A 26,408-nucleotide genomic window follows, 5' to 3' on the forward strand; every position below is an offset into this window, starting at 1 on the left:
CCTGCTGGCGGAGACCGCCGGTCACGATACCGGAACGCGCGCCGGTGACCAGTCCCGCGACCGCCCACCGGCCCCGGTGTCGACGCAGCGTGCCGGCGTCGTAGCGCGCCGCACGCGAGGGCTCCGGTTCAGGAGCTGAGCAACGCCTCGTGGACCTGGGCCCAGACCTGTTCGTTGGCCGCGACGAGCAACCCGCGACCCTCGTCGGCCGGGTGGTAGTCCACGCCGTCGAACCGGCGCGCCACGCCACCGGCCGCGCGCACCAGCAGGCTGCCCGGGGCATGGTCCCAGGGCAGGGTGCGCCAGAAGAGGGCGAACTGCTGCTCGCCGGTGAGGATGTCCAGGTACTCCCGGCCGGCGCAGTGCTGGCCGGGCAGCAGCTCGCCGAGCCGTCGACCACCGGCACGGACCCGGTCGCGGGCCTCCGGCGGCAGGAAATGCGTCATCGCCACGCCGCGAATGTCGCCCAGGGACGGCACGACGTCGGCGGTGCCGACCGGCTGGCCGTTGAGCAGGGTGCCCTCGTCGGCAAGGCCGGCGGCAAGCGTCCCCGCCATCGGGTCGAGGATCCAGCCCGCCTTCGGCCGCCCGTCGGTCAGCAGGGCGACCATCAGGGCGAACGGTCGGCGGCCGGCGGCGAAGTTGGCCGTGCCGTCGACCGGGTCGACCAGCCACACGTCCCCGGTGTCGCGCAGGTGGCCCAGCAGCTCCGGGTCGTCGGCGACGCCCTCCTCACCCACCACCACCGAGCCCGGCCGAAGCCGACGCAGCCCGGCGGAGATCAGCTCCTCGGCGCGACGGTCGGCGACGGTGACCACCTCGCCGGGCGCCTTCTCCGACACGTCGTCGTCGTCGAGCTTGCGGAACAGCGGCAGCACGACCTGGTCGGCGGCCTCCGAGAGGAGGTCGCCGACGTCGTCGAGCAGGGTGTCAGCCACGCGGCGGCAACTTGACCACGCTGACGAAGAACTCGTCGATCTGCCGGACCACCGAGATGAAGCGCTCGAAGTCGACCGGCTTGGTCACGTAGGCGTTGGCGTGCAGCTGGTAGCTGCGCAGGATGTCCTCGTCGGCCTGGGAGGTGGTGAGGACGACCACCGGGATCCGGCGCAGTTCCTCGTCCTTTTTGATCTCTTCCAGCACCTCCCGCCCGTCCCGGCGCGGCAGGTTGAGGTCGAGCAGGATCAGGTCGGGCGCCACGGCGTCCGCGTACTGACCCTCGCGCCGCAGGTAGGCCAGCGCCTCGGCACCGTCGGAGACGACGGTCAGCCGGTTGCGCAGCTTGTGCTCCTCGAACGCCTCCTGGGTCATCAACACGTCACCCGGGTCGTCCTCGACCAGCAGGACCTCGATCGGGCTCTTGCCGTCCGCCGGCGCGGTCATCCCACCGTCTCCCTCATGTCACCCGTTCTACCGCCTTCCGGCGGCCCGTCGGCCCGGTCCGGCTGGTCCGCCCCGGCGGAGTGCTCCGACAGCGCGGGAGAAGCCCCGTCCGCGGGCGTCACGTCGCCCGCCGAGCCGTCCTGCGGTTCCTCGACCGGTTCGCCGGCGGCAGCCGCCTCCACGTCCTCCGGACGCGCCGGGAGCGTGAACCGGATGGCGGTGCCCTCCGGCACGTCGGTGTCCACCCACACCCGCCCGCCGTGATATTCCACGATCTTCTTGACGATCGCCAACCCGATGCCGGTGCCCGGGTACGCGTCCTTCGAGTGCAGCCGCTGGAAGATCACGAAGATCTTGTCGGCGAACTCGGGCTCGATGCCGATGCCGTTGTCCTGGCAGCTGATCTCCCACTCGGCGTCGACCAACCGAGCCGAGATGTGCACCTTCGGCGGCAGGTCCGGACGGCGGAACTTGATCGAGTTGCTGACCAGGTTGGCCAGCAGGTTCGTGAGCAGCGGCTCCTCGCCACGGATCACCGGCAACCCGGTCCAGGTCAGCTCCGCGTCCGCGTACTGCCGGGCAGCCTCGGTCTGGCCGGCCACGTCGCCCATCACCTTGTTCAGGTCGACGTCCACGAAGCCGGTGGTGAGCCGGCCGATCCGGGAGAACGCGAGCAGGTCGTTGATCAGTCGCTGCATCCGCTGCGCGCCGTCCACCGCGAAGGCGATGTACTGGTCGGCCCGCTCGTCGAGCTGCCCGGCGTAGCGGCGCTGGAGCAACTGGCAGAAGCTGGCCACCTTGCGCAGCGGCTCCTGCAGGTCGTGGGACGCCACGTACGCGAACTGCTCCAGGTCACGGTTGGACCGGGTCAGCTCCTCGGCCTGCTTCTGGAGCTGGCTGTTGACCCACTCGATGCGTTCGCGGGCCTCCCGCACCTCGGCCAGGTCGGAGGCGATCTTCTGGCGCATCGCGTCCACGTCGTCGCCGAGCTGGATGAACTCCGGTGGGCCGACGGTGGCGACGCGGTGCTGGTAGTCGCCCGCGGCGACCTCGCGAACCTGGTCGGCGAGGCCGGTCAGGGGCCGGACCACCATCCGGTCCAGCGAGAGCAGCAGCACCGCGCCGGCCACGACGACCACCAGGGCCGCAATGATCAGCAGTACGACGAGCACGTTGCTGCTGTTGCGGACGTCCGCGGCGGACTGCTCCCGAGCGTCCAGGATCTCCTTCTGCAGGTCGTCGACGGCCGACCTGACCTGGTCGAACCGCTGCCGGGCCTGCTCGGTGACGAGCGCCTGACCGGCCCGGGTGCCCTCGCGCTCCGTCGTGGTGATCACCGGCTCGGCGACGGTCTCCCGCCACTGCGCCGAACGCTCCTCAACGGTCCGCAGCTCCTGACCGATCTGCGGGTAGTCGTGCAGCAGGGCCCGCATCCCGGCGACGGTGACCTTCTCCTGTTCGAGGCCCGCGTCGTACGGACCCAGGTCGGCCGGGTCACCGCTGACCGCGTACCCGCGCACCGCCGTCTCCTGGTCGAGCACCGCGTTGAGCAGTTCCTGCGACTGCACCCGCAGCGGCCCGGTCTGGTTCAGGATCGCGTCGATCTGGGTGCGGTTGCGGGCGGCCATGGCCGCCTCCGCGACGGCCAGACCGATCAGCAGCACACCCACAACGGTGAGCAGCGTGATGACCCGGCGGCGCAGACTCCAGCCGCCGACCATCGGCGTCACCGGCCACCACCGCGGCTGACCAGCAGCATCGCCACGTCGTCGGCGAGCGGACCACCGTTGATCTGCTCGGCCCGGCCCACCAGCCAGGCGGGCAGCTCGGGCAGCGACACCTCCCGGTTGGCGGGCTCGTCGAGCAGCCCACTCAGGCCCGGCACGTCGAGCCGTTCGTTGCCCGTGCCCACCCGTCCCTCGATCAGGCCGTCCGTGTACATCAGCAGGGACCAGTCATCGGTGTCGAACTCCAGGTCGAAGGCGATCGGCCGGCGGGGTCGTACGCCCAGCAGCAGGCCGCCGGGGGCGGGCACCGGGACGACCCGGCCGCCGGAGAGCAGCAGCGGCGGCGGGTGCCCGGCGAGTCGGACGGTGGCCCGGTTGGCGTCCAGGTCGAGTCGGGTGGTGGCCACCGTCGCGAAGATCTCCTGAAGGCGGCGCTCACTCATCAGCACCTGTTCCAGGGCGGGCAGCACCTCGTCGTCCGGCACCCCGGCGAGCACGAGGGCCCGCCAGGCCACCCGCAGTTCCACACCGAGCGCGGCCTCGTCCACCCCGTGCCCGCAGACGTCCCCGACGATCAGGTCGAGCCGGTCCGGACGGGTCTGCACCACGTCGAAGAAGTCCCCGCCGATCAGCGCGGCGTGCCGGCCCGGCCGGTAGAAGGTGTGTACCGCCACCTGGTCGGTCGTCATCAGCGGCTGCGGCAGCAGGCCGCGTTCGAGGCGGGCCGACTCGGCCTGGCGCAGCTCGACCTCGCGCAGCCGGCGGGCGTTCTCGTCGGCGCGCTTACGCTCGACCGCGTAGCGCAGCGCCCGGGTCAGCAGCACCCCGTCCACCTGGCCCTTGACCAGGTAGTCCTGTGCGCCCTCGGCGACCGCCACGACGCCCAGGTGCTCGTCCGAACGGCCGGTCAGGACGCAGACCGCCGCGCCGCTGGACATCTCCAGCACCTGACGCAGCCCGTCCAGCCCCTGGGCGTCCGGCAGGCCCAGGTCGAGCAGGACGCAGTCCACGTCGCCGATCCGCTGCCGTGCCTCCCGGAGGCTGGTGGCGACCAGCAGGTCGATCATCGAGTTCGTCTCGGCGAGCAGCTCACCGACCAGGAAGGCGTCGCCCTCGTCGTCCTCCACCAGCAGCACCCGCAGCCGCTCGCCGGGCGGCAGGTTGCCGTGCCGCGCCAGCCCGCCGTGCGGGTACGGCACGACAGGGGAGCCGGCCAGGCCGCCTCCCCGGTGGGGCCGGGTCACCGCCGCGAGACGCGGGAGTTCGCTGGTGATGTCGGGCTCCTTCCGAGTGCCCTGCTGATCCTGTATTAGACAACGGTCGCACACAACACGATGGCCGCGGCACGGGGCGGGGATGGGCAGGATCACTGCCGTCGGGGGGAATCGGGGACCGAGCGGACGCGACGATCCGGGTACGCCCGGCCATCCCCCTCCCACCCGCCGACCGGCAGGATGGTGCCACCCCCAGGCCCCACCACCTTCGAGGAGTTCGGATGGGCGCACCCCCCACCCCCGTCACGGCGGACGTACCGCTCAAGGCACCTCCGCGCGTACCCCCTGCCGACCGCGCGCTGACCCGACCGCGACGGCGCCTTGCGGCCGCCGCGGCGGCGCTGGTCGCGCTGGCGGCCGTCGGCGCCGGCAGCCTGCTCGACCTGCGGACCCCGGCGCCACGGCCGGCGGACGCGCCGACGGGCGAGTTCAGCGCCGCCCGGGCGTACGCGGACGTCCAGGTGATCGCGGCCCGGTCGCACGTCGCCGGCAGCCCCGCCAACGAGCAGGTTCGCGCGCACGTCGAGCAGAAGCTGCGCGGCCTGGGCCTGGAGACGCAGGTGCAGGACACCGTCGCGCCGGAGGCCGGCCAGCTCAGTGGGGCGGCCGGCGGCGCGACCTTCGCCCGGGTCCGCAACGTGGTGGCCCGGCTGCCCGGGACGGATCCGACGGGCCGGGTGTTCCTGGTCGCCCACTACGACTCGGTGCAGACCGGACCGGGCGGCAACGACGACGCGGCCGGCACCTCGGCCATCCTTGAGGTGGCCCGCGCGCTGTCCACCGGCCCACGGCCCCGCAACGACGTCGTCTTCGTGCTGACGGACGCCGAGGAGGCGTGCCTCTGCGGCGCGGCGGCGTTCGCCGCGAGCAACCCGCTCGCCGCCGACGGCGGCGTGGTGCTCAACCTTGAGGCGCGCGGTTCCACCGGTCCGGTGATCATGTTCGAGACCTCGAAGAACAACGCGAAGCTGGTGGACGTCTTCGGTCGGGCCGCACCCCACCCGGTGGGCACCTCGTTCGCGGTGGAGATCTATCGGGCGCTGCCCAACGACACCGACTTCACCGCCTTCCTCGATCAGAAGTTCGTCGGGTTGAACTCGGCCTACATCGACGGCGGCGCGATCTACCACACGCCGCTGGACACGCCGGCCGCCATGGACCGGGGCAGCCTCCAGCAGCACGGGGACAACGCGCTGGGCCTGGCCCGGGAGTTCGGCGCGGTCGACCTGACCGACCTGCGCTCCGGGCACGACGCCACCTACTTCCCACTGCCGGGCGGGTTGGCCCGCTACCCGGGCTGGCTCGTCCTGCCGCTGGCCCTGCTCGCGGTGCTCGCGGTAGCGGCGCTGGGTTGGTTGACCCGCCGCAGCGGACGGGCCAGCACCGGCCGACTGGTCGCCGGTTTCGGCCTCGCCCTCGTACCGATCGTGGCCGCGCCGGTCGCCGCCCAACTGCTCTGGTTGGCGATCACCACGATCCGGCCGGGCTACGCGGAGCTGCTCGACCCGTACCGCCCGATCTGGTACCGGCTGGCCCTGCTGGCGCTCGCCACCGCGATCGTCTTCACCTGGTACGCGCTGACCCGCCGCCGGATCGGCCCGGCCGCGCTGGCCGTGGGCGGTCTGGCCTGGCTGGCCCTGCTCGGGGTGCTGCTCGCCGTGGCGGTACCCGGCGGGGCGTACCTGACCACCCTGCCGGCCCTGGCCGGCGCCCTCGGCGGCCTGGTCGCGCTGCGCACCCGGCAGACCGGGCCGTGGCCGGTGGTGGCGGTGACGGCCGCCGCCGCGGTCGGCGTCGTGATCCTCCTGCCGACGGTGGTACTGCTCTTCCCCGCGCTGGGGATGGCGATGGGCGGGGTGGCCGCGCTTGTCGCGGTGCTGCTCGGCCTGACCGCGCTACCGGTGGTCGACCTGCTGCATCCGCAGGCCGGCGGGCAGCGCGGCCTACTGGCGCTGCGGGCCCGGCGACGCGCCGCGCTGCCGGCCGGCGCCGCCGCCGTGGCGGCGGTGGTGCTCGCCGGGGTCGGGCTGGTCGTGGACCGCTTCGACGCCGCCCATCCCGCGCCCACCCACCTGATGTACGCCATGGACGCCGGCACCGGGCAGGCCCGCTGGCTGAGCCACGAGACCGACCCGCAGCCGTGGACGGACGGCTACGTCGACGGGGTGGCCAGCGTGGCGGACGACTTCCCCGGCCTCGGCGACGGTGAGCTGCGGGTCGGCCCGGCCCAGGCGGCCAGCCTGCCGGCGCCGAAGCTCGACGTGCTGGCCGACACCAGTGCCGGCGGTGAACGCACGCTGCGGCTGCGCCTCACTCCGCAGCGGGCGGTCCGCCTCGCCACCCTGCACGTCGACACGACGACCGCCACCGTGCTGCGCGCCGAGGTCGCCGGGCGCGCGGCGCCGGTGGAGCCGCGCGCGGGCAGGTGGGGGTTCGGTCTGGTCTTCCACGCCCCGCCACCGGAGGGCGTCGAGGTCACGCTGACGCTGCGACCGATCGCCGCGCAGGTGGCGCTGCGGGCGATGGACGCCAGCGACGGGCTGGACGCGCTGCCCGGCTTCCGGCCCCGGCCGCCGGCCGTCGGTGTCGTGGGGTCGCACAGCTCCGAGATGCTGGCCGTCGCCCGCACATATCCGATCTGAGAAAGACAAACCGGTGGTTCGGCGGCCGATGCGTGTCGCCGAACCACCGGTTTGTGAATCGTGTTTCCGTCAGTTCACCGGTTCGGGTTGACCGGAGCCGATACGCCGCCACCGGTTTCCGTCGTGATCGGTGAAGGTCAGCTCCACCAGAACGCTGTCGGTCGCCGCGTGCAGCCGACGCGCGGCAGCGACCGTGACGAACAGTTCCGCGCTTTTCCGGCCGTGAATGCGTCCGACCTGTTTCGCGCCGGCGAGGTCGACGGGCGGGCCGTCCGGATCCTCGGACGGCACCAGTCGCGGCAGTACCGTCACATCGAGCACCGGCGCGTCACTCTCGTTGGTCACGGTCACCCGCAGCACCGCGTTGCCCCGGATCTCGGTGACCGTGGAGACCAGCCGGGCCTGGGTGGCCCGGACCCGCATCTCGTCGACGCGACGGGCGCGGATCTCCCGACGCAGACCGAGGTACACGAAGAGCACACTCGCGATCGAGCCGAGCGCGCCGAACCAGTCCGGCACCGAACCCCAGTCGGCCACATCGTCGTACGGCAACCAGTTCATGCGTCCATCGTGGATGCCCCGCGCGAACGCCGAGGACGGCGGATCGGTTCGAATGGCCGACGAATTGTAAATGGCGGTGTCGATTCCGGTCGGTCGGGTGACCTAAACGGAGAGTGTGCAACCCAGTACGGCGGTGGATACCCTTGCGGTTGACGTAGGGCGGGTGACGACCCCTCCGAATGTCCATCCAGTGGACATGATCTCTTCTGCCACCCGCCGCGCCGCAATTTCGCCACCGAAGGGGGACCGCATTGACTGCGGACGTTCCACCCGAGGATGCGGGCGTGCGCCGGCCGGCCTACGACCGACCGAGCCGCGTCTCCGTCGACCCGCCACTCGGGCGCCTGGACAGCCCACTGCACGGCCGCGACGACCTGATCGACGAGATCATGCATCCGGCGGACACCGACGGGGAAGAGCCGTCGGTGCACATCCTGTGCGGCATGGGCGGCTCCGGCAAGAGTCACGTGGCCCTGGAGATAGCGCGTCGGGCCCGCGCGGACGGCCGTACCGTCTGGTGGGTGCAGGCCGGCCGGCTGAACTCCGGGATGCGCGAGGTGGTCAGCCAGCTCGGCGCGTCGGAGAGCCAGGTCGACCAGGCCTGGTCCGGCATGATCAGCGCCACCGACCTGGTCTGGCGCTACCTCAACCACGCTCGACAGCCGTGGCTGCTGATCTTCGACAGCGCGGACGAGCCCGCCACGCTCGGCCCCACCGACGGCGTGCTCGCCGACGGCACCGGTTGGCTGCGCAGGCCGGAAGCCGAGGACGGCATGGTCCTGGTGACCACCCGGGACGGCAACCGGGCCACCTGGGGCACCTGGTCGACCCTGCACCAGGTGCGTCCACTCGACGCCGATGCCGGGGCGCAGGTGCTCATCGACCGCGCCGGCGCGCAGGCCGGCGGCCTCGACGACGCCCGTGAACTGGCGCGCGACCTGGGCGGGTTGCCACTGGCCCTGCGGGCCGCCGGCAACTACCTGCGGTCGGTCAACGCCAGCCCGGTCTGGCGCGGCTCCTCCACCATCACCACCTTCGCCGACTACCGCCGGGCGGTGGAACGCCGTTTCCGCGCGCCGCTCGACGCCCCCGACGTCGACCTCGACGAATCACTCGGCCTGGAGATCGTCCGCGAGGTCGACGACATCTCCCTGGACCTGCTGGCCCGCCGCGGGCTCGAGCAGAGCCGGCCGCTGCTCAACGTGCTGGCCTGCCTGAGCATCTCCCCGGTGCCCTACGAGGTGGTCCTCAAGCCGGCCATCCTGGCCGGATCGCCCCTGTTCGAAGGGCTGACCGCCCGGCAGCGGGTGAAGGTGCTGGAGGGCATCGGCGACCTCGCCCTGGTCGACTTCGACGTCCAGGAGGACGTCACCGACCCGGCGTTCGCGCACGTGCTGTCGCTGCACCCGCTGGTGCACGCGATGTTCCGCGACCGCGACGAGGTCCGCGAGCAGATCGCCGAGTACCACGGCGTGGTGATGAAGCTGCTGCTCGCCGCCACCGAGGGCCAGAATCCGGACGATCCGACCGTCTGGTCGAACTGGGACGTACTCGTGCCGCACCTGGTCGAGGCTGTGCGTGAATATCTGGCGCCGAAACACAAGCACGACCCCGAGACGGTACGCCGGGCGCTGGAACTGACCCGGCTCACCGCCCGCTACCTCATCGCCGTCGGCCTGCCCGGTTCGGCCTTCGACATCCTCGACCCGATCGTGCGCGGCTGCGCCGCGTACGACCATGAGCTGGACCGGCCCGAGGTGCTGGCGCTGCGCCACGAGCTGGGCCGCACCTGGCTGGAGCGTAACCAGCCGGAGATGGCCGACCGGGTGCTGCGCGACGTGATCGCCGACCGCACCCGGGTGCTGGGCAGCGGCGACCCCGACACCCTCGCCAGCCGGCACAAACTCGCCAAGGCGATCATGGCGCAGCGTCAGTGGCCGGAGGCCGAGTCGGAACTACGACAGATCGTCGCCGCGGAGCAACAGGTACGCGGCCCCGAGCACTGGGAGACCATGGTCGTGCGGCACAGCCTCGCGCTGGCCGTCCTCGCCCAGCACCGCGCCCCCGAGGCGGAGGAGATGCTGCACGCGGTCCTGGAGGTTCGGTACCGGCGGTGGCCGTCGAACCAGCCGGAAACGTGGCAGGCCCGGCACACGCTGGCCCGATGCCTGCAGGAGCAGGGCCGCCTCGCCGAGGCGGAGGCCGAGCTGCGGGCGACCCTGGCCACCGTGGATCCCCGGCACGCCGACCGCAGCGAGGTGCTCGCCATCCGGGCCACCCTCGCCGTGGTGCTCCTGCTCGACGGGAGGGTCGACGAGGCGATCGACGTGTACGAGCGCCTGTTGGCCGACCGACGGCGGCTGCTCGGGGACTTCCACCTGGACACCCTCCAGGTGGAACATGCGCTGCGCCGCCTGCGCAACGGCGGGTGAGGAGTCAGTGGGGCGCTGACGGGCCCAGGTCGCTCGGGTCGGTGTTGCCACCGCAGACGATCACCGCGACCCGCTCCCCCGCCCGGGGCACGTACGCCCCGCCGACCAGCGCGGCCAACGCGGCGGAGCCGCCCAACTCGGCGGCGACCCGCAGCTCCGACCAGAGCAGACGACGCGCGCGAGTCAGGTCGTCGTCGCGTACCAGCACCGAGACCACACCGGTACGACGGGCCGTGTCGAAGGCGATCTCGCCGATCCGGCGGGCGCCCAGCGAGTCCGTGGCGATACCGCCCACCTCGATGTCGACGGGCCGGCCCGCCTTCAGGGCGGCGTTCAGGGTGGGGATCTGCTCCGGCTCGACGGCGACGACACGCACCGACCCGTCGAACCAGGTGGCGATGCCGGACACCAGCCCACCGCCACCGACCGCGACCAGCACGGTGTCGACCCCGCCGAGCTGGCGTTCCAACTCCCGGCCCACGGTCCCCTGCCCGGCCACCACCTCCGGCTGGTCGTAGGCGTGCACCACGAGCGCGCCGGTCTCGGCGGCCCGCTCGGTGCTGGCCGCCAACGCCTCGGCGTAGTGCTGACCCACCTGCCGTACCTGCGCGCCCAGGCCGGCCAGCCGCTGCACCTTGACCGGCGAGGCGGTGACCGGCACGAAGACCTCCGCCGGCACGCCCAGCGAACGGGCCGCGTACGCGACGGCGAGGCCGTGGTTGCCCCCCGAGGCGGCGATCACCCCGGCCGACGGCAGCGGCCCCTGGAGCATCCGGTTGAACGCTCCCCGCGGCTTGAACGAACCGGTGTGCTGGTGCAGCTCCAGCTTGAGGCTGAGCAACCCGGGGACGCCCAGGTCGGCGCCGTCGACCGTGATGACCGGCGTCTCCCGGACTCGCCCCTCGACCCGCGCCGCAGCCGCCTCGACGTCGCTTCTTTCCACCATGGGGAAACGCCCTTCACTACGACCAGAGAGCCAGTCGACCGTCGTCGGTGAGCCCGACGAAACATCCTATGGAGATTCGCCGGCCATCCGTCGCCGGACGCACCGTGTGATAGTGGCGCGGGTCGAAGAGGAATCCCTCTCCCAACGTCGGCCGCAACGTCAACGACTGCGTACCGTCGGCCACCGACTCCCGGTAGCCGTACCCGCCGGGGATCCGCAGGTCCTCGTCGTCCGGCTGCCACCGGCGACGCCACAGCACCGTCTCCCCGCCCCTGGGCGGCACCTGGACGTAGATGTTGAACGCCAACTGGGCCACCACCTCGCTGTCGAGCAGCCGGCCGGCGTACTCCCGGACCGCGTCATCGAAGTGCACCTGAAGGCCGGCGTTGATCTCACGGACGATGCCGACATGCATCTGCCGGTCCTGCCGCCGCCCCGACGACACGTCCGGCCAGGCCGCCCGGAACGCGGCCAGGCACAGCTCGCGGGGCGAGTCCGGCAGGCCCAACGTGGACCAGCCCTTCTCCGCGGCGTCGGCCGCCGCCCAGTAGTCCTCGCGCAGCTCCCCACCATCGCGGTGGTCGTTGATGGCAGGGCCGAACTTCGCGACGACGGGAAACACGCGACTCTCGTCGTAGCGGTCCATCTCCGCGCCGGCGAGCGCGGTGGTGATGGCGTGGCAGCAGGCCGCCGGCAGCAGCCCCGGCACCCGGACGGCGGCGATCCGCCCGGCGACCAGACCGGCGACGTCCGCGCGGGTGATCGCTTCGGACTCGACGGCCACGAACAACGGGTCGGTTCTGCTCGGTTGTCGCACGGCGGTCCTCTCGTATCGAAGATCCCTCACCGGACACGTCGCGCCCTGCGGATCCGCGCACCGTGCACCGTGCAATGTAGCGAGCACCGGCAAATCCACCCGTCACCATTGATCGCGACGTATCTGGTGGACACTTTTGGCAGTTCGCGGGCGAGGTGGTGGACGCGCCGTTACCATCGGCCCAGCCGGGGGTACGACACCCAGAGCCGTACGGCGGATCGATTCCACCGATCGGAGAATGGTGGCGGCTCGCCGGCACGGTGCATGATGCGACTAGTTCGAATGGGACGAGGAGTTCGATTATGGCTGGCGCCGGCCCGACCGATCTTGACGCGTACGTCGACCGCCTCGAGATGGCGCGTCGAATAGCCCGGGAAATGATCGAGTCCGACCACCTCGCGCTGGAGCTGGCCGTTCGCCAGCGCCCGCAGTGCTGGTCCCGACGACCGGTCGCGCACACCTCCCGCACCGACGCCTGACTCCCACGCCGGCCCGCACCTCGGCCGCTGGTCGCGCCGTCCTCCGCGCGTGGATGATCGACTCCAGATCGGCGAACTGGGGGCGTCTTGCTGCGGGGATAGTCCCAGTTCGCCAAACTGGAGTGGATCACCCGAGCGGGACCACGAAACGCGGCGCGGACGGGCAGGATGTCATCCATGCGCCGGCTCGCAACCGTTCTCTGCCTGCTGACTGTCGTCGTGCCGGGAGTGGCTGCCTGCGCGGCGCCGCAGACCCGGCCCGAAGACGCCGCACCGAGCGCGTCCGCCGCGTGGGACACCTACCAGGCCGAGGTGAGCGGCGTGACGCCCGGTCCGGGTGTCCGGGCGGTGACCGTGCAGGTCAAGGCGCTCGCTGGTGGCGATGGTTGCTCCCGCAACGTCCGGGTCGACAACCAGACCGAGGAGAACGGCGTCATCTTCGCCGACATCGTGGAGGAATCGGCCGGGTCCGCCACCGTGGGCGCCTGCCCGACCTCCGAGCCCGCCCAGGTGACCCTCACGTCGGCGGAGCCCATCGGCGACCGCCCGCTGTCGCTCAACCAGAAGACGTGGGCGCTGAAGAACGGCGCGTACAGCCGGTGTGACGAGCACCTTGGCTGCAAGCCACCGGAGGACCGCTGCGACCCGACCTGGACGCGTGCGGCCGTACGGGGGATGGACGTGTCCCGCCACTCGCAGGGCCACGTCGAGGCCTGCGACGGGAACTGGCTGATCATGACGGTGCCGGACGACCCGACGTCGTGCGGCGTCGAGCCGCGCCCCGGGTGCGAGGTGGACACCGCCGTACGGCGCTACTTCCTGCGTAACGAGCCGGCCGGTTGGTCGACCGTCACCCGCACCACGTCGGGCGGGTGCGGTGCGATCATCAAGGCGGCGCCGGCCTTTCCCCGCAAGCTCTGCGCCAAGCTGAAACCGACGATCCGGTTCGTCACCGCGGGTCCGCCGCTCCCGACCGGTAAGCCCGGCGGCTGACGCGAGTAGTCCGAATGGGACAAGCCCTGGTGGGCAACCTGAGCGCGGTGCTACCGCTGGCGGTGCGCGGCCTCCTCACGGCCAGCCTGTGACCGTGCGCCCAGTCGGAGTAGGACATGACCCCGTCGCCTGGGTGGACGCTGCCCATCAGCGCGTCCAGGCCACGAACCGCTCGTACAACTCGGCCGGCGCCACCTCGGGCAGCTCCACGACGACGACGAAGAGCAGCCCACTGACGTAGATGGAAAGGCCGATGCGGTCGCGCCCGTACGCCTCGGCGAGGCGCACCCGCGCGGGATGGCACGGCCAGGGCGTGTCTGCCACACACGTCTGGCAGTGCCACTGCGGGCGGCGCGGCAGGTGCTCCCCGTCCATCCGGCGATCGAGCGCTGACACCGACCGTTCAGCCCGATTGGCCCGTACAGTCTGCCGTTCTCCAGCCGTCACCGAGCCGCCCGCCCACCGTCGCGGTTGCCGTCCCGCACCGTGATCCCGTACGCGCCGAACCGCTGTGGGTAACAGGTCGCTGCTCCGGTCACGTCCAGTTGGACCTGCCTCCGCCTGCTCCACCAGCGCTTGAACCGCTCCCGAATCGCCACCACGCCTCCCGCCGATCACTGCGTGTGCTCGTCCGATACACCGTGCGGCGGTACGCTCACATCGGTCGACGGGTTGCGCGTTGCCAATGCGCACCGGCAACCTGGCAACTCCGGTGGGAGGCGCGAGACATGCCAACATTCGGCGCCCGAATGCGGACAGCGCGGGAAGCGCGCGGGCTCAGCCTGGCCGCTCTCGCCGAGCTGCTGCCCGCCGACAAGGGTCACCTCTCACGGCTTGAGAACGGCCGTCGTCGACCGGGTGAGGATCTGGCCCGCCGGATCGACGACGTCCTGGCCGCTCGTGGGGAGCTGATCGCCTGCGCCGCCCTGGACATCGCCGCTGCCTCCGACATCCGGCCGTCGGAGACCGTCGAGCTGCTACATCGAATGCACGCCAGCGACACCGCCCCCGCCACCATCGAGACGTTGCAGGCGACCGTGACCGAGCTGTGCTGCCAGTACGGGTGGCGCGACGCCGGGGAACTCCGCGCCGAAGGTCAGGGTTGGCTGCGCGAGGTCGCCCGACTGCTACAGCGACCCACCGGGCTGCGGCAGCACCGCGAACTGCTGGTGTGCGCAGGCTGGCTGGCGCTGCTGATCGGCTGTGTCGAATACGACCTCGGCAAACGCGCCAGTGCCGAGGCCACCCGCACTGCCGCCCGTCAGCTCGGCGAGGAAGCCGGGCACGCCGGCATCACCGGCTGGGCGTGGGAGATGACGGCGTGGTTCGCACTCACCCAGTCCCGGCACGAGGCAGCGTTGACCGCCGCCCGAGCTGGGCAGGAAGCCGCCGGTCGACAGCGGGTGGGGGTGCAACTGATCGCACAGGAAGCCAAATCGCTGGCACGACTAGGCGACCTTGAGGGCGCGCGGACGGCGCTCGATCGAGGTCGGCGGCTCCTCGACGACCTCGGTGCGCCCGACCGACCCGACAACCACTTCGAGGTCGATCCCGGCAAATGGCTGTTCTACGCGATGGACGCCTACCGCCTCGCCGAACACGACACTCTCGCCAAGCACTACGCCAACGAGGTTCTGCGTCTCGGCACCGGATCGGACGGCACCGAGCGGTCACCCATGCGGATGGCCGAAGCCCGACTCACGCTCGCCGCCACAGCCCTGCGCGCTGGCGAGCTGGACCGGGCCGTCGAGGAGGGGGTGACGGCGTTCGCCGCTACTCGGCGGTCCCTGCCCTCGCTGCTGCTCGTCGCCGGTGAAGTTGACGTCGAACTTCACCGTCGCTACCCCCACGAGCAGGCCACCGCCGACTTCCGAGACGCGCTGAACGCCATTCGGTAGCCACATCCGCAAGCGCTGACGTCATCTCCGCCCTATCGCCGGCCTGGGCTCTTCATCCGTACAGGTACTCGTCCACGTCCAGTTCCGCCCGCGTGAGCCGGAGGAATTCCAGCACCTGGGCATTCAGGTGCCAGCCCAGCAACTGGTGTTGCCCCGCGAGTTTCTGCATGCCGTCGACGGGACTGGTCAGGTTTTCCTCCTCGCCGTCCGGGTGCTCGAACACCCGGACGACTTGCAGGACACTCGCACCGGGCACGTCATCGACGCGGTCCAGCTCAGCGGCAAGTTCCCCGATCCGCTCGGCGTGGTCGAACAGGCGATCCACGATCTCCGCAAGCTGTTCGTCCACGGTAAGTCCGGGCTTGCGACAGACGATCTTCCACCGATTAGCGGTGGGCCGAACCGGATCGCCCTGGCGACTGCCACGAACGAGCACCTCGTCGGGCTTGATGCCCAACCTGCTCGTGATCTCGGCCGCTGACACCCGGACGGAGGACAGCGCGAGGTACGCGTACTGGGATACGAGCATGCGGGCACTCTAGAGTCGCGGTAGGTACCAAGCCGATCCGGTCGAACTACCCTCATTGCCATGCCGCACCTGCACGCCGCCGATCCCCTGCCGTGGCGTCCCCGCCGCGTGCTGGTCGCCGGCACCTCGGGCGCCGGAAAGACGACCCTCGCCTCCCGCATCGCCACGTCGTTGCAAGCGCCGCACATTGAGATCGACGGCCTGTTCCACGGACCGTCGTGGACCAGACGGCCGTCCTTCGAAGACGACGTACGCCGCTTCAGCGCAGGTCCCTCCTGGGTGACCGAGTGGCAGTACAGGGCGGTACGCACTCACCTCGCCGATCTCGCGGACCTGCTGGTGTGGCTGGATCTGCCGAAGATCACCGTGATGCGCCAGGTCGTCCGGCGGACCGTCGTACGCCGCCTTCGACGCCAACAGCTCTGGAACGGCAACGTGGAACCGCCGCTCTGGACCCTGTTCACCGACTCCGAGCACATCGTTCGCTGGGCGTGGAACACGCATCCTCAGACGGCCACACGTATCGAGGCCCTGTCGGCCCGGCGTCCGGACCTTCCCGTGGTTCACCTCCGCAGTCACGCCGCCGCCAATCGCTGGTTGCTCGGCCCACTGAGGGAAGCTCAGCCCTGAGAGTCGTGACCGTGGTTAAGGTGTCACGGTTCGACGGCCCGGGGCGTACGGAAGCGTCGGTCAGAGGCCATCACGCTGCTACTTCCAACGGAAGTGGACGAAGAGGCGGCCGAAGTTCTTCGAGTCCTTCTCGACCCGGTGGTAGAGCTGCTTGACGTCCTTCTGGTCGAGGAACCGCAGCACCCGCTTTTTGAGCTGCCCCGACCCCTTACCCGGGATGATCTCGACGAGGGTGGCCTTCTTCGCGACCGCCTCGTCCATGATCCCGCGCAGCGCGCGGTCGATGTCCTGGCCCTTGTTGAAGATGTCGTGCAGGTCCAGCTTGAGCTTCATGCCGCAGCCCCCGGCCGGTCAGGTCCCATGTCCGCCATCCTAGGCACGCCCGTCGGCCCACCCCACGGCCCGACGACGAAGGGGCGGTCCCGTGGGACCGCCCCTTCGTACACCGCCTGCTCCGTGCTCAGCGCGTGCCGCCCACGCGGGTCTCCACCCGCTGGAGCGCGATCCGGTAGTCGTCGTTGGCCGCGTACATCGCGGCGGCGATCCGCAGGTGCCGCAGCGCGTCGGTGTGTCGGTTCAGCCGCTCCAGCGTCCGACCCAGCACGTGGTGCGCGTAGTGGTCGCTCGGGTCCCGGTCGACAAGTTCCCGCAACTGCTCCTCGGCCCGGTTGAGCTGGGCCGACTGGAAGTACGCCCGGGCCAGCAACTGCCGGACGGCCGCGTTGCCGGGCTCGGCGTCCACGATCGGCTCCAGCAGTCGGGCCGCTCCGCTCGGGTCACCGGTCTCGAAGAACATGGTCGCCCGTCGGTAGTCCGCCAGGAGATCCATCTGCCCACCTCCTCGGGTCGCGCCGTCACCTGTTCCGACGCTGGCACAACACTCGGCGTTTGGCGACTGTTCCCCGGGTCGAAATAGGGTCAGGTTCGGGCGTCCCGGCGGCCGGCGGACAGCTCCCAGGCCCGTACGCCGCCGACGATCCCCGCCGTGTTCGGCACCACCACCACGTCGTCGCCCATCCGGGCGAGCTGCTCCGGTCGGATCAGCCGCGAGTTGCCCCCGCCCAGGTAGAGCCGGTCCCACCGGAACACCGGGCGCAGCCCGTCCACGACCTGCCGGATCCGGCGGGACCAGAAGGCGTCCCCGAGTCGCCGCCGCTCCGGCTCGCCCACATACGTGTCGTAGGTGGTGCCCCACCGCACGGGCGCGTGCGACAGCTCCAGGTGCGGCGCGAGGACGCCGCCGTCGAAGAGAGCGCTGCCCAACCCCGTTCCCAACGTCAACACCAGTTCACAGCCGGTACCGGCCACCACACCGGCCCCGTGCACCTCGGCGTCGTTGAGCACCAGCGCCGGCACCCCGAACGCGTCGGCGAGCGCTCCGCGCGCGTCCCAGCCGGACCACTCGGCCAGCAGTTCCGGGTCGACCCGGGACCGGGGTCCGCTGCGGGTGACGTAGTGGGGGGTGGCCACCACGACGCCGTGCCGGATCATCCCGGGGACGCCGACGGTCAGCCGGTCGGCCGTGGGCAGTCGCCCACCGAGGTCCACCAGGGTCCGCACGAACAGATCGGGCGGCAGCGGGTACGGGGTCGGCACCCGCAGCGGTCGGGCGCGCATCGTGCCGGCCTCGTCGAGCACCGACGCCTTGATGCCGCCACCACCGCAGTCGATCGCCAGTGTGGTCACCACGTCATGGAGTCTGCCCGCTCGCGGCCGGTCTCATGCGGGCGGCCCGATAGGCTGCCGTCCTGATGAGCGCCACGATGATCGTCAAGGACCTGGCCGCCGGGCACGGCGACCGCCCCCTCTTCGCCGGGTTGGACCTGGTGGTCGCCCCGGGCGACGTGGTCGGCCTGGTCGGGCCGAACGGGGCCGGGAAGTCGACGCTGCTGCGTACCCTCGCCGGGTTGTTGCCGGTAGAGGCCGGCAGCGTGCGACTCAGCCCGCCCACCGCGAGCGTCGGGCACCTGCCGCAGGAGCCGGAGCGGCGGCCGGGCGAGACGGTACGGGAGTTCCTGGCCCGCCGGACCGGGGTGACCGGCGCGCAGGCGGCGCTGGACGCCGCGACCGAGGCGTTGACGGCCGGGTCGGCGGGCGCCGACGACGCGTACGGCGACGCGCTGGAGCGCTGGCTGGCCCTCGGCGGCGCGGACCTCGACGAACGCGCCGACCAGGTGAGCGCCGATCTGGGGCTCACGGTCGACCTGGACCACCTGATGACCGGGCTGTCCGGCGGTCAGGCGGCCCGGGCGGGGTTGGCGTCGCTGCTGCTCAGCCGGTACGACGTGTTCCTGCTCGACGAGCCGACCAACGACCTGGACCTGGCCGGGTTGGAGCGGCTGGAGGAGTTCGTTACCGGGCTGCGGGCCGGCACGGTGCTGGTCAGCCACGATCGGGAGTTCCTGACCCGCACGGTGACCCGGGTGCTGGAGCTGGACCTGCCGCAGCAGCAGGTCAACCACTACGGCGGCGGCTACGGGGCCTATCTGGAGGAGCGCGAGGTGGCGCGGCGGCACGCCCGCGCCGACTTCGAGGAGTACGCCGACACGAAGGCCGGTCTGGAGGCGCGCGCCCGTACCCAGCGCGGCTGGATGGAGAAGGGCGTGAAGAACGCCCGCCGCAAGGCCACCGACAACGACAAGATCGGCCGCAAGTTCCGGAGCGAGGCCACCGAGAAGCAGGCCGGCAAGGTCAAGCAGACCGAGCGGCTGATCGAACGGCTCGACGTGGTCGAGGAGCCCCGCAAGGAGTGGGAGCTGCGGATGGAGATCGCCGCCGCGCCCCGCGCCGGCGCGGTCGTGGCCACGCTGCGCAACGCGGTGGTACGCCGGGGAGCTTTCACCCTCGGGCCGGTCAACCTCCAGATCGACTGGGCGGACCGGGTCGCGGTTACCGGGGCGAACGGCTCCGGCAAGTCCACCCTGCTGGCCGCGCTGCTGGGGCGGCTGCCGGTGGACGAGGGCACCGCCTCGCTCGGGCCGGGCGTGGTGGTCGGTGAGGTGGACCAGGCCCGGGGGTTGTTCCTCGGCGACGCGCCGCTGATCGACGCGTTCCAGGCGGCCGTACCCCACATGTCGCCCGCGGACGCGCGGACCCTGCTGGCGAAGTTCGGGCTGCGCGCGGCGCACGTCCCCCGACCGGCGGCGACCCTCTCCCCCGGCGAGCGCACCCGGGCGGCGCTGGCTCTGCTCCAGGGCCGTGGGGTCAACCTGCTCGTGTTGGACGAGCCCACCAACCACCTGGACCTGCCCGCCATCGAGCAGTTGGAATCGGCGCTGGCCAGCTACCCCGGAACGCTGCTGCTGGTCACGCACGACCGGCGGATGCTGGCCGCCGTCGAGACCAACCGGCGGCTGCGGGTCGACGCCGGGCGGATCGCCGAGGATTGATCCGTGCCGGCGGGCCGGCGTGGGGTGAGAATGACGCCATGCTCAAGTGGGAGTACGCCCTGCTGGTCCGCCGCCGCCAGGCCGCGACCAACGACCTCGGCTGGGAGGTCGTCTTCGTCTGGTACGGCCCGGACGGCTCGATGGTCGACGTCACGCCGTACGGCGACACGTCGCTGGCCCACCTCAACCGGGCCGGCGACCAGGGCTGGGAGCTGGTCGCGATGAGTGAGGACCCGTCGCTGCCCGGCAACCACGAACTGCACCGCTACCACCTCAAGCGGCCAAAGCCCGCCACTCCCCCACCCCGCCAGCGGATGCGCGGGGGTCGCCGGACGCTGTCGGGCTGACCCTCGACGCTGCCGGGCCGGGGCGGGCCTTGGGCCCGGAGCGCAGGCCCTGGACCCGGAGCGCGGGCCCTGGACCCGGAGCGCGGGCCTTGCGCCCGGAGCGCGGGCCTTGCGCCCGGAGCGCGGGCCTTGCGCCCGGAGCGCGGGCCTTGCGCCCGGAGCGCGGGCACTCCGACGGGCGTGATGACTATGGGGCATCTTGATGCCGCACAGTCATCAGGCTCGACAGGTAGGTGCTCGGGACGCCCCGACACGCCCGTCGGCGGTCGCGCGACGGCGAAACGGGAATACCGGGCGCGTAGGCGGGTAACGCGCGGCGGGAGGTGGCCCGAATGGTCGCTTTGGCACAGACTCCGCCCTCGGCCGACCGGCTGCGGTTGATCGACGAATTCCTCGCGCAGGCGTGGGCGGACCAGGTCCGGAACGACGACCGGCTCCGGGGCCTGGCCGTCGAGGTGCGGTTCGACCGCGGGGTCGCCCACCTCAGCGGAGAGGTGGCCGAGCCGGCCGACCTACGGCTGGTGCGGGACCTGGTGGGACGGTTGGCCGGCGTCTACGGCGTCTGGTGCAGGGTCGGGGTCGGCGGACGCGCGCCGGTGGTGGTGGATCTCGGCTGCGGCCCGACCAAGCAGTGGTCGGGCAACCTCGGGCTGGACATCTATCCCGCGCCGGGGGTGGACGCGGTGGCGGACCTCTCCGGCTCGCTGCCGCTGGCCGACAACTCGGTGGACGTCCTGTTCGCGGTGCACATCCTGGAGCACCTGATCGACTTCCTGCCCCTGGTGGACGAGTGTCACCGGGTGCTGCGCCCGGGTGGCGTCCTGCACGTGATGAGCCCGTGGTGGGGGCACGTCAACGCGGTGGCCGACCCCACCCACGTCCGGCTGATGGACGTGCAGACCTTCAAGGGGATCTGCCAGCTCCGACCGCCGGGCACGCCGCGTTGGTATCCGCTGCACGCCGGGTGCGACGGCGCGTCGATCTTCGCCGACCTGACGCCCCTGCCCGCCGACGCCGAGCCCGCTCCGAACTTCCACCTGGCCCGCTTCTTCGACTAGGACCTGGTGGATTCGCGCAGTTCCAGCCGGTACGGGGCCTTGAGCGCGCGGGCGGGGGCAGCGCGGTCGCCGTCGAGGCGATTGGCGAGGAGTTCGACGGCCAGCCGGGCGATCTGCTCCTTGTCGGGAGCGACGGTGCTCAAGGTGGGGACCGAGAAACGCCCGTCCTCGATGTCGTCGAAGCCGACCACCGCCACGTCCTCGGGCACGCGCAGGCCGGCCTCGTGCAGGGCGCGCAGGGTGCCCAGGGCGAGCGTGTCGTTGAAGCAGAACACGGCGTCGGGGCGTACTCCCGTGGTGAGCAGGCCGCGCATCGCGGCCGCGCCGTCGGCGCGGTGCCAGGCCGCCGCGGACGCCACGAGGGTTTCGTCGTAGGCCAGGCCGGCAGCGCGCAGCGCCTCGGTGTAGCCGGCCAGGCGGAGGCGGGCGCTGGCGCCCTCGTCGGTGCGCTGCGCGCCGATCGCCGCGATCCGGCGGCGGCCGAGCCGGATCAGGTGGTCGGTGATCTCCCGGGCGGCGGTGACGTTGTCGATCACCACGCGATCGGCGGGGCCGTGGTCGACGCGCTCGCCGAGCAGCACCATCGGGGTGCCGTCGAGGCTGGCCAGATCCTCCGCCGTGAGCGCCAGCGGGCTGAAGATGAGCCCGTCGATCAGGTGGTCGGTGATGCCGGCGGCAACGACCCGCTCCTGCTCACGCCGGCCGCCGGCCTGCTGGTCGACGAGCACGGTCCAGCCGTACTCGGCGGCGGCGGTGACGACGTGCCGGGCGAGTTCGGCGAAGTACGGGATGTCCAGTTCCGGCACCGCCAGGGCGATCACCCCGGTCCGCCCCTTGCGCAGGTGACGGGCGGAGAGGTTGGGCCGGTAGTTCAGCTCGGCGATGGCCTCCTCAACCCGGGCCCGGGTGTCCGGACGTACGTGCAGGTAGCCGTTCACCACGTTGGAGACGGTCTTCACCGAGACGCCGGCCCGCTCGGCCACGTCCTTGAGCCTGTGTCGCACCCCGCAACCTCCCCGATGTAGCCCCGCGCACGATACCCGCTCTACAACGTTGTAGAAGGGGTCCGGCACGCACGAAGGACCCCCGCGTGGCGGGGGCCCTTGTGGTGTGCCGGAGGGGTCAGGCGCTCGGCTCGCGCTGCTCCGGCGCGACGGCCGGTTCGTGGCGGGCGAGGCGGTTGCGGCGGTAGCCGTAGCCGAAGTAGATCACCGCGCCGAGCAGCATCCAGGCCAGGAACCGCAGCCAGGTCTCCACGGACAGGTTGAGCATCAGGTAGAGGCAGGCGACCGCCGAGACGATCGGCAGCACCGGCGAGAACGGCACCCGGAACGGCCGGTCCAGGTCCGGACGCTTGCGGCGCAGGATCGGTACGGCGAGCGAGACCAGTACGAACGCGCAGAGCGCGCCGATGCTGACCAGGTCGGCCAGGGCGGAGAGCGGCAGGAAACCGGCCAGCAGCGCGACCGCCACCGTCATGATCGCCGAGATCCGGTACGGGGTGCCCCAGCGCGGGTGCACGGCCGCGATCGAGGGCGGGATGAGCCCGTCCCGGGCGATGGCGAAGCCGATCCGACCCATCGCCACCAGGTCGACCAGGATGACGCTGGTCAGACCGGCGACCGCCGCGATGGAGACGAGCGTCGCCGCCCAGCCGGCGCCCACCGACTCGAACGCCGACGCGATCGGGGCGCCCCGGTCGATCTCGGTGTACGGCACCATGCCGACGACCACCAGCGAGACGCCGATGTAGAGCACGGTGGAGATCAGCAGCGTACCGAGCAGACCCAGGGTGAGGTCCCGCTTGGGCTTGCGGGTCTCCTCGCCCAGGTTCGCGACGGCCTCGAAGCCGGTGTACGCGAAGAAGACCACCGCGGCGGCGCTGAGCACCCCGACGAAGCCGAAGACCGACGGCTCCAACCCGAACAGCGCCTGCGTCACCGGCTGCTTGATGCCGTCGTCGCCACTGCCGGCGGGCTCGGCCGGCGGGATGAACGGGGTGAGGTTGGCGGCCTTGACGAAGAACAGGCCGGCGACCACCACGAAGACGCAGATCGCCACCTTGACCAGCACCAGCAGGTTGGTGATCCGGGCGGATTCCCGGATGCCGACGATCGCGACGATGCCGAGGATCAGCACGATGGCGATGGCGCCCACGTTGACGACGCTGCCCTCCTCGCCGAACCACCGGGTCGGCAGGTCGAGCAGTTCGGCCAGGTAGCCGGACCAGCCGCGGGCCACCACCGCCGCGCCGAGCGCGAACTCCAGGAGCAGGTCCCAGCCGATGATCCAGGCGACGATCTCGCCCATCGTGGCGTACGCGTAGGTGTAGGCGCTGCCGGCGGTCGGCACGCTGGACGCCAGCTCGGCGTAGCAGAGGGCGGCGAGCAGGGCCACCACGCCGGCGATCCCGAAGGAGATCACCACGCCGGGGCCGGCGCTGTCGCGGGCCTCGATGCCGGTGAGCGTGAAGATGCCGGTGCCGATCACGATGCCGATGCCGAAGCCGGTGAGGTCGAGGGCGCCGAGTCGCCGCTTGAGTCCGACTCCGCCGTCGCTGCCGTCGGCCTCGCCCTGGGCTATGACGTCCTTGATCGGTTTGGTTCGCAGCACGGACATGCGCTCACCCCTTCACACCGCGCGACCACCACCGTGGCGGCCGGTGACCGGCGTTGCTACCCAGCGGGGCGAATGGTCAACCACGAACACTTGCGGCGGCGACGCGATTGTGAAAATTTCCTTCTGTACGCAGATAGGCAGCGGCGAATCTTGCCGCATACCGACTGCGCCGGGAGCCCCAACGAAGGGACATACCGCATGAAAGCACTCCGCGTCACCGCCGCCGGCCTGACCGCGATTCTGCTCGGCTCACTCGCGGCCGCGACCCCCGCCAGCGCCACCACCCCCACCACCGCCGCCTGTGTCACCAACCCGGCCACCCCCAAGCGCCAGTTCCGGGCCATGTGGATCTCGTCGGTGGTCAACATCGACTGGCCCAGCAAGGCCTCCCAGACCAGCCCGGACCGGATCGCCGCCCAGCAGGCCGAGTACCGCGGCCTGCTGGACCTCGCCGAACGACTGCACCACAACGCCGTGGTCGTACAGGTCCGGCCCACCGCCGACGCGCTCTGGCCCTCGCCGTACGAGCCGTGGTCGGAGTACCTGACCGGGGTGCGCGGCCAGGACCCCGGCTGGGACCCGCTGGCCTTCCTCGTCGAGGAGTCGCACAAGCGCAACCTCGAATTCCACGCCTGGTTCAACCCGTACCGGGTCTCCATGCCGGCCCCCGGCGGCGCCGGCGCCGACCCCGGCCAGCTCGCGCCCGGCCACCCGGCCCGGCAGCACCCCGACTGGACCTTCGCCTATCCGCCGGCCGGCGTCGCCAGCAGCCGGCTCTACTACAACCCCGGGATCCCCGAGGTCCGCGAGTTCGTCCAGACCGCGATGATGGACGCGGTCCAGCGGTACGACATCGACGGCGTCCACTTCGACGACTACTTCTACCCCTACCCCAGCGGCAGCTACCAGGTGCCCGACGATGCCACCTTCGCGGCGTACAACCGGGGCTTCACCGATCGGGCCGACTGGCGGCGGGACAACATCAACCTGCTGATCCAGGAGATGAACGGCAAGATCAAAGCGGCGAAGCCGTGGGTGAAGTTCGGGGTCAGCCCGTTCGGCATCTGGCGCAACGCCAGCGTCGACCCGCTCGGCTCGGACACCACCGGCAGCCAGTCGTACGACATCATCTCCGCCGACACCCGAAAGTGGATCAAGCAGGAGTGGATCGACTACGTCGTGCCGCAGCTCTACTGGTACATCGGCCAGTACCCGGCGGCCGACTACGCGCGACTCGTGCCGTGGTGGGCCGAGACGGTACGTGGGACCCGGGTGCAGCTCTACATCGGCCAGGCCGACTACAAGAGCGGCGACCCCGCGTACGGGCCGTACTGGCAGAACCCGCGTGAGCTGTCCGACCACCTGACGCTCAACCGGTCGTACCCCGAGGTGCAGGGCAACGTGCACTTCTCCGCCGTCCAGGTACGGGCCAACCGGCTCGACGCCACCGACATCTACGCGGCCGAGCACTACTCGCGCCCGGCCGTCGTACCGGCCATGCCGCACCTGCCGGCGAAGCCGCTGCTCCCGCCGGTGGTCACCCGGGTCGCGCGGGACACCGACGGGGTACGGCTGACCTGGCGTCAGCCGGCCGATGGCAGGGGCCCCCTGGGCACGGCCACCTCGTACGCGATCTACCGGTTCGACGGGACCACGCTGCCCGGACAGTGCGCCACCGCCGACGCCACCGGACTGGTCGACACCGTCCGGGCCACCCCGGGCGGCGTCCAGTCCTGGGTGGACACGTCGGCCGAGCCGGGCCGGCGCTACACCTACCTGGTGACCGCGCTGGACCGGACGGCCAACGAGAGCCACGTCAGCCCACCGGCGTTCCTGCTGCGCTGACCAGGTCCGATGAGTGCCCCGGACGCACCCGCGTCCGGGGCATTCGTCTGTTTCAACGCATGTCACAGATAGTTGGCGAGGCGCATACCGGCAGGCTGATCAGTTGATCGAAACTTGTCGACATCCGGTGACCAGCCGGTAACTTCCGTCCCACCGCACACCCCGCGGAGGTAAACCGTGCCCCGACGTCTCGCCACCCTGTTCGCCTCGGGCGCGCTCGCGCTGCTCGCCACCCTCGCCATCGCCTCCCCCGCCGCCGCCGTCACCCCCGCCGAGAAGCTGTCCGTGCTGTCGAGCTGGACCCAGACCAGCGCGTCCAGCTACAACTCCTGGAACAGCGCCCGCCTCAACCGGGCCCCCTGGGCCGAGTACAACTTCGTCTGGTCCACCGACTACTGCTCGTCCAGCCCGGACAACCCGCTCGGCTTCACCTTCAACCTGGGCTGCTACCGGCACGACTTCGGCTACCGCAACTACAAGGCGGTCGGTCAGTTCTCCGCCAACAAGGCCCGCCTCGACAGCGCCTTCTACGCGGATCTGAAGCGGGTCTGCGCCACGTACAACACAATCGTCCGCCCGGCCTGCTACAGCCTGGCCTGGACCTACTACCAGGCGGTCCACATCTTCGGCTCGGTAGCCGCAGTCCAACAGGCCGACCTCGACCGAGCCGCCCAGCTAAAGGCCCAAGCCGAATCCAACGCCCACACCCGCCCCTAACCCCCACCCCACCCCACCCCCCACCCCCACCCCCACCCCCCTCCCCACCCCCTCCCCTCGCCCCGGTGATCAAGAGGGGTCTGTGCATCTAAGGGTGTTTCCGGCCTGACCCATCGGGCGTT

The 26,408-nt window shown here is 71.4% G+C and carries 26 protein-coding genes; 11 read left to right on the forward strand and 15 right to left on the reverse strand.

Annotated features, from left to right (window positions below):
- Positions 1–128: 128 nt before the first annotated feature.
- Genes ACQP03_RS31030 through ACQP03_RS31045 form a run of 4 tightly spaced genes read right to left on the reverse strand, consistent with a single transcriptional unit; the run spans position 129 to position 4,354 of the window.
- Positions 129–938, reverse strand: a complete 810-nt coding sequence (locus tag ACQP03_RS31030) for an inositol monophosphatase family protein (RefSeq protein ID WP_357134394.1) — start codon at positions 936–938, stop codon at positions 129–131.
- Positions 931–1,383 carry a response regulator gene (locus ACQP03_RS31035; protein WP_088950306.1) on the reverse strand — a complete coding sequence of 151 codons (453 nt, stop codon included), beginning with the start codon at positions 1,381–1,383 and terminating at the stop codon, positions 931–933. The genes ACQP03_RS31030 and ACQP03_RS31035 overlap by 8 nt, the downstream gene beginning before the upstream one ends.
- Entirely contained in the window at positions 1,380–3,104 is a 1,725-nt protein-coding gene (locus ACQP03_RS31040; protein ID WP_357134466.1) for a sensor histidine kinase, read from the reverse strand. Before ACQP03_RS31040 ends, ACQP03_RS31035 begins: the two co-directional genes overlap by 4 nt.
- A 5-nt stretch (positions 3,105–3,109) precedes the next feature.
- Positions 3,110–4,354 carry a PP2C family protein-serine/threonine phosphatase gene (locus ACQP03_RS31045; protein ID WP_357172283.1) on the reverse strand — a complete coding sequence of 415 codons (1,245 nt, stop codon included), beginning with the start codon at positions 4,352–4,354 and terminating at the stop codon, positions 3,110–3,112.
- A 251-nt stretch (positions 4,355–4,605) separates the two neighbouring features.
- Here ACQP03_RS31045 and ACQP03_RS31050 point away from each other — a divergent pair, with 251 nt between their 5' ends.
- A complete protein-coding gene (locus ACQP03_RS31050) occupies positions 4,606–7,026 on the forward strand; it encodes a M28 family peptidase (protein WP_433459372.1) in 2,421 nt (806 codons plus the stop codon).
- A gap of 69 nt (positions 7,027–7,095) precedes the next feature.
- Here ACQP03_RS31050 and ACQP03_RS31055 read toward each other — a convergent pair whose 3' ends face one another.
- Positions 7,096–7,587, reverse strand: a complete 492-nt coding sequence (locus ACQP03_RS31055) for a hypothetical protein (RefSeq protein WP_357134400.1) — start codon at positions 7,585–7,587, stop codon at positions 7,096–7,098.
- A 284-nt stretch (positions 7,588–7,871) separates the two neighbouring features.
- Between ACQP03_RS31055 and ACQP03_RS31060 the strand changes: the two genes are divergently transcribed.
- A complete protein-coding gene (locus ACQP03_RS31060; protein ID WP_363661249.1) occupies positions 7,872–10,019 on the forward strand; it encodes a tetratricopeptide repeat protein in 2,148 nt (715 codons plus the stop codon).
- A 4-nt stretch (positions 10,020–10,023) separates the two neighbouring features.
- Here ACQP03_RS31060 and ACQP03_RS31065 read toward each other — a convergent pair whose 3' ends face one another.
- Positions 10,024–10,965, reverse strand: a complete 942-nt coding sequence (locus tag ACQP03_RS31065; RefSeq protein WP_433459375.1) for a threonine/serine dehydratase — start codon at positions 10,963–10,965, stop codon at positions 10,024–10,026.
- A gap of 16 nt (positions 10,966–10,981) precedes the next feature.
- A complete protein-coding gene (locus tag ACQP03_RS31070; RefSeq protein ID WP_357134406.1) occupies positions 10,982–11,782 on the reverse strand; it encodes a 2OG-Fe(II)-dependent halogenase WelO5 family protein in 801 nt (266 codons plus the stop codon).
- Positions 11,783–12,084: 302 nt separating this feature from the next.
- Between ACQP03_RS31070 and ACQP03_RS31075 the strand changes: the two genes are divergently transcribed.
- Together ACQP03_RS31075 and ACQP03_RS31080 are read left to right on the forward strand one after the other, a co-directional pair.
- Positions 12,085–12,261 (forward strand): hypothetical protein, encoded by a 177-nt coding sequence (locus tag ACQP03_RS31075; protein ID WP_355053517.1) that lies wholly within the window; start codon positions 12,085–12,087, stop codon positions 12,259–12,261.
- Positions 12,262–12,438: 177 nt separating this feature from the next.
- Positions 12,439–13,254 (forward strand): hypothetical protein, encoded by an 816-nt coding sequence (locus ACQP03_RS31080; RefSeq protein ID WP_357134408.1) that lies wholly within the window; start codon positions 12,439–12,441, stop codon positions 13,252–13,254.
- A gap of 147 nt (positions 13,255–13,401) precedes the next feature.
- Here the strand turns inward: ACQP03_RS31080 and ACQP03_RS31085 are convergent, their stop codons facing one another.
- Positions 13,402–13,629 (reverse strand): hypothetical protein, encoded by a 228-nt coding sequence (locus ACQP03_RS31085; protein ID WP_357134410.1) that lies wholly within the window; start codon positions 13,627–13,629, stop codon positions 13,402–13,404.
- Positions 13,630–13,697: 68 nt separating this feature from the next.
- A complete protein-coding gene (locus ACQP03_RS31090) occupies positions 13,698–13,853 on the reverse strand; it encodes a hypothetical protein (RefSeq protein ID WP_357134411.1) in 156 nt (51 codons plus the stop codon).
- A gap of 129 nt (positions 13,854–13,982) precedes the next feature.
- On the opposite strand from ACQP03_RS31090, the gene ACQP03_RS31095 reads away from it, so the two are divergent.
- Positions 13,983–15,152 carry a helix-turn-helix domain-containing protein gene (locus tag ACQP03_RS31095; protein WP_357172297.1) on the forward strand — a complete coding sequence of 390 codons (1,170 nt, stop codon included), beginning with the start codon at positions 13,983–13,985 and terminating at the stop codon, positions 15,150–15,152.
- 52 nt (positions 15,153–15,204) lie between these two features.
- Here ACQP03_RS31095 and ACQP03_RS31100 read toward each other — a convergent pair whose 3' ends face one another.
- Complete coding sequence (locus ACQP03_RS31100) at positions 15,205–15,681, reverse strand: DUF4279 domain-containing protein (RefSeq protein WP_433459378.1); 477 nt, start codon at positions 15,679–15,681, stop codon at positions 15,205–15,207.
- 60 nt (positions 15,682–15,741) lie between these two features.
- Here ACQP03_RS31100 and ACQP03_RS31105 point away from each other — a divergent pair, with 60 nt between their 5' ends.
- Positions 15,742–16,311 (forward strand): AAA family ATPase, encoded by a 570-nt coding sequence (locus ACQP03_RS31105; protein WP_357397308.1) that lies wholly within the window; start codon positions 15,742–15,744, stop codon positions 16,309–16,311.
- Positions 16,312–16,389: 78 nt separating this feature from the next.
- Here the strand turns inward: ACQP03_RS31105 and ACQP03_RS31110 are convergent, their stop codons facing one another.
- The 3 genes from ACQP03_RS31110 to ACQP03_RS31120 form a co-directional block, all read right to left on the reverse strand.
- Entirely contained in the window at positions 16,390–16,644 is a 255-nt protein-coding gene (locus tag ACQP03_RS31110) for a Smr/MutS family protein (protein ID WP_088987488.1), read from the reverse strand.
- Positions 16,645–16,771: 127 nt separating this feature from the next.
- Complete coding sequence (locus tag ACQP03_RS31115; protein WP_234582401.1) at positions 16,772–17,140, reverse strand: tetratricopeptide repeat protein; 369 nt, start codon at positions 17,138–17,140, stop codon at positions 16,772–16,774.
- 89 nt (positions 17,141–17,229) lie between these two features.
- Positions 17,230–18,000: an ROK family protein gene (locus tag ACQP03_RS31120; protein WP_357397312.1), complete on the reverse strand. Its 771-nt coding sequence runs from the start codon at positions 17,998–18,000 to the stop codon at positions 17,230–17,232.
- 62 nt (positions 18,001–18,062) lie between these two features.
- Between ACQP03_RS31120 and ACQP03_RS31125 the strand changes: the two genes are divergently transcribed.
- From ACQP03_RS31125 to ACQP03_RS31135, 3 genes are all read left to right on the forward strand, one after another.
- The gene (locus ACQP03_RS31125) at positions 18,063–19,700 is read left to right on the forward strand and encodes an ABC-F family ATP-binding cassette domain-containing protein (protein WP_363661264.1); all 1,638 of its coding nucleotides are present in this window, start codon (positions 18,063–18,065) and stop codon (positions 19,698–19,700) included.
- 38 nt (positions 19,701–19,738) lie between these two features.
- On the forward strand, positions 19,739–20,047 hold the full coding sequence (locus ACQP03_RS31130) for a hypothetical protein (RefSeq protein WP_363661265.1): 309 nt from the start codon (positions 19,739–19,741) through the stop codon (positions 20,045–20,047).
- Between the two features lie 332 nt (positions 20,048–20,379).
- Entirely contained in the window at positions 20,380–21,105 is a 726-nt protein-coding gene (locus ACQP03_RS31135) for a methyltransferase domain-containing protein (protein WP_357172308.1), read from the forward strand.
- Here ACQP03_RS31135 and ACQP03_RS31140 read toward each other — a convergent pair.
- Together ACQP03_RS31140 and ACQP03_RS31145 are read right to left on the reverse strand one after the other, a co-directional pair.
- Positions 21,102–22,109 (reverse strand): LacI family DNA-binding transcriptional regulator, encoded by a 1,008-nt coding sequence (locus ACQP03_RS31140; protein WP_357134455.1) that lies wholly within the window; start codon positions 22,107–22,109, stop codon positions 21,102–21,104. The genes ACQP03_RS31135 and ACQP03_RS31140 overlap by 4 nt on opposite strands.
- A gap of 118 nt (positions 22,110–22,227) precedes the next feature.
- Positions 22,228–23,724: an amino acid permease gene (locus ACQP03_RS31145; protein ID WP_357134457.1), complete on the reverse strand. Its 1,497-nt coding sequence runs from the start codon at positions 23,722–23,724 to the stop codon at positions 22,228–22,230.
- A 198-nt stretch (positions 23,725–23,922) separates the two neighbouring features.
- Between ACQP03_RS31145 and ACQP03_RS31150 the strand changes: the two genes are divergently transcribed.
- Together ACQP03_RS31150 and ACQP03_RS31155 are read left to right on the forward strand one after the other, a co-directional pair.
- Positions 23,923–25,569: a glycoside hydrolase family 10 protein gene (locus tag ACQP03_RS31150; protein WP_433459383.1), complete on the forward strand. Its 1,647-nt coding sequence runs from the start codon at positions 23,923–23,925 to the stop codon at positions 25,567–25,569.
- Positions 25,570–25,746: 177 nt separating this feature from the next.
- Positions 25,747–26,286: a phospholipase gene (locus tag ACQP03_RS31155; RefSeq protein ID WP_357172313.1), complete on the forward strand. Its 540-nt coding sequence runs from the start codon at positions 25,747–25,749 to the stop codon at positions 26,284–26,286.
- Positions 26,287–26,408: the final 122 nt, after the last annotated feature.

Source organism: Micromonospora sp. CA-248212, from assembly GCF_050948405.1.
Classification (GTDB): domain Bacteria; phylum Actinomycetota; class Actinomycetes; order Mycobacteriales; family Micromonosporaceae; genus Micromonospora.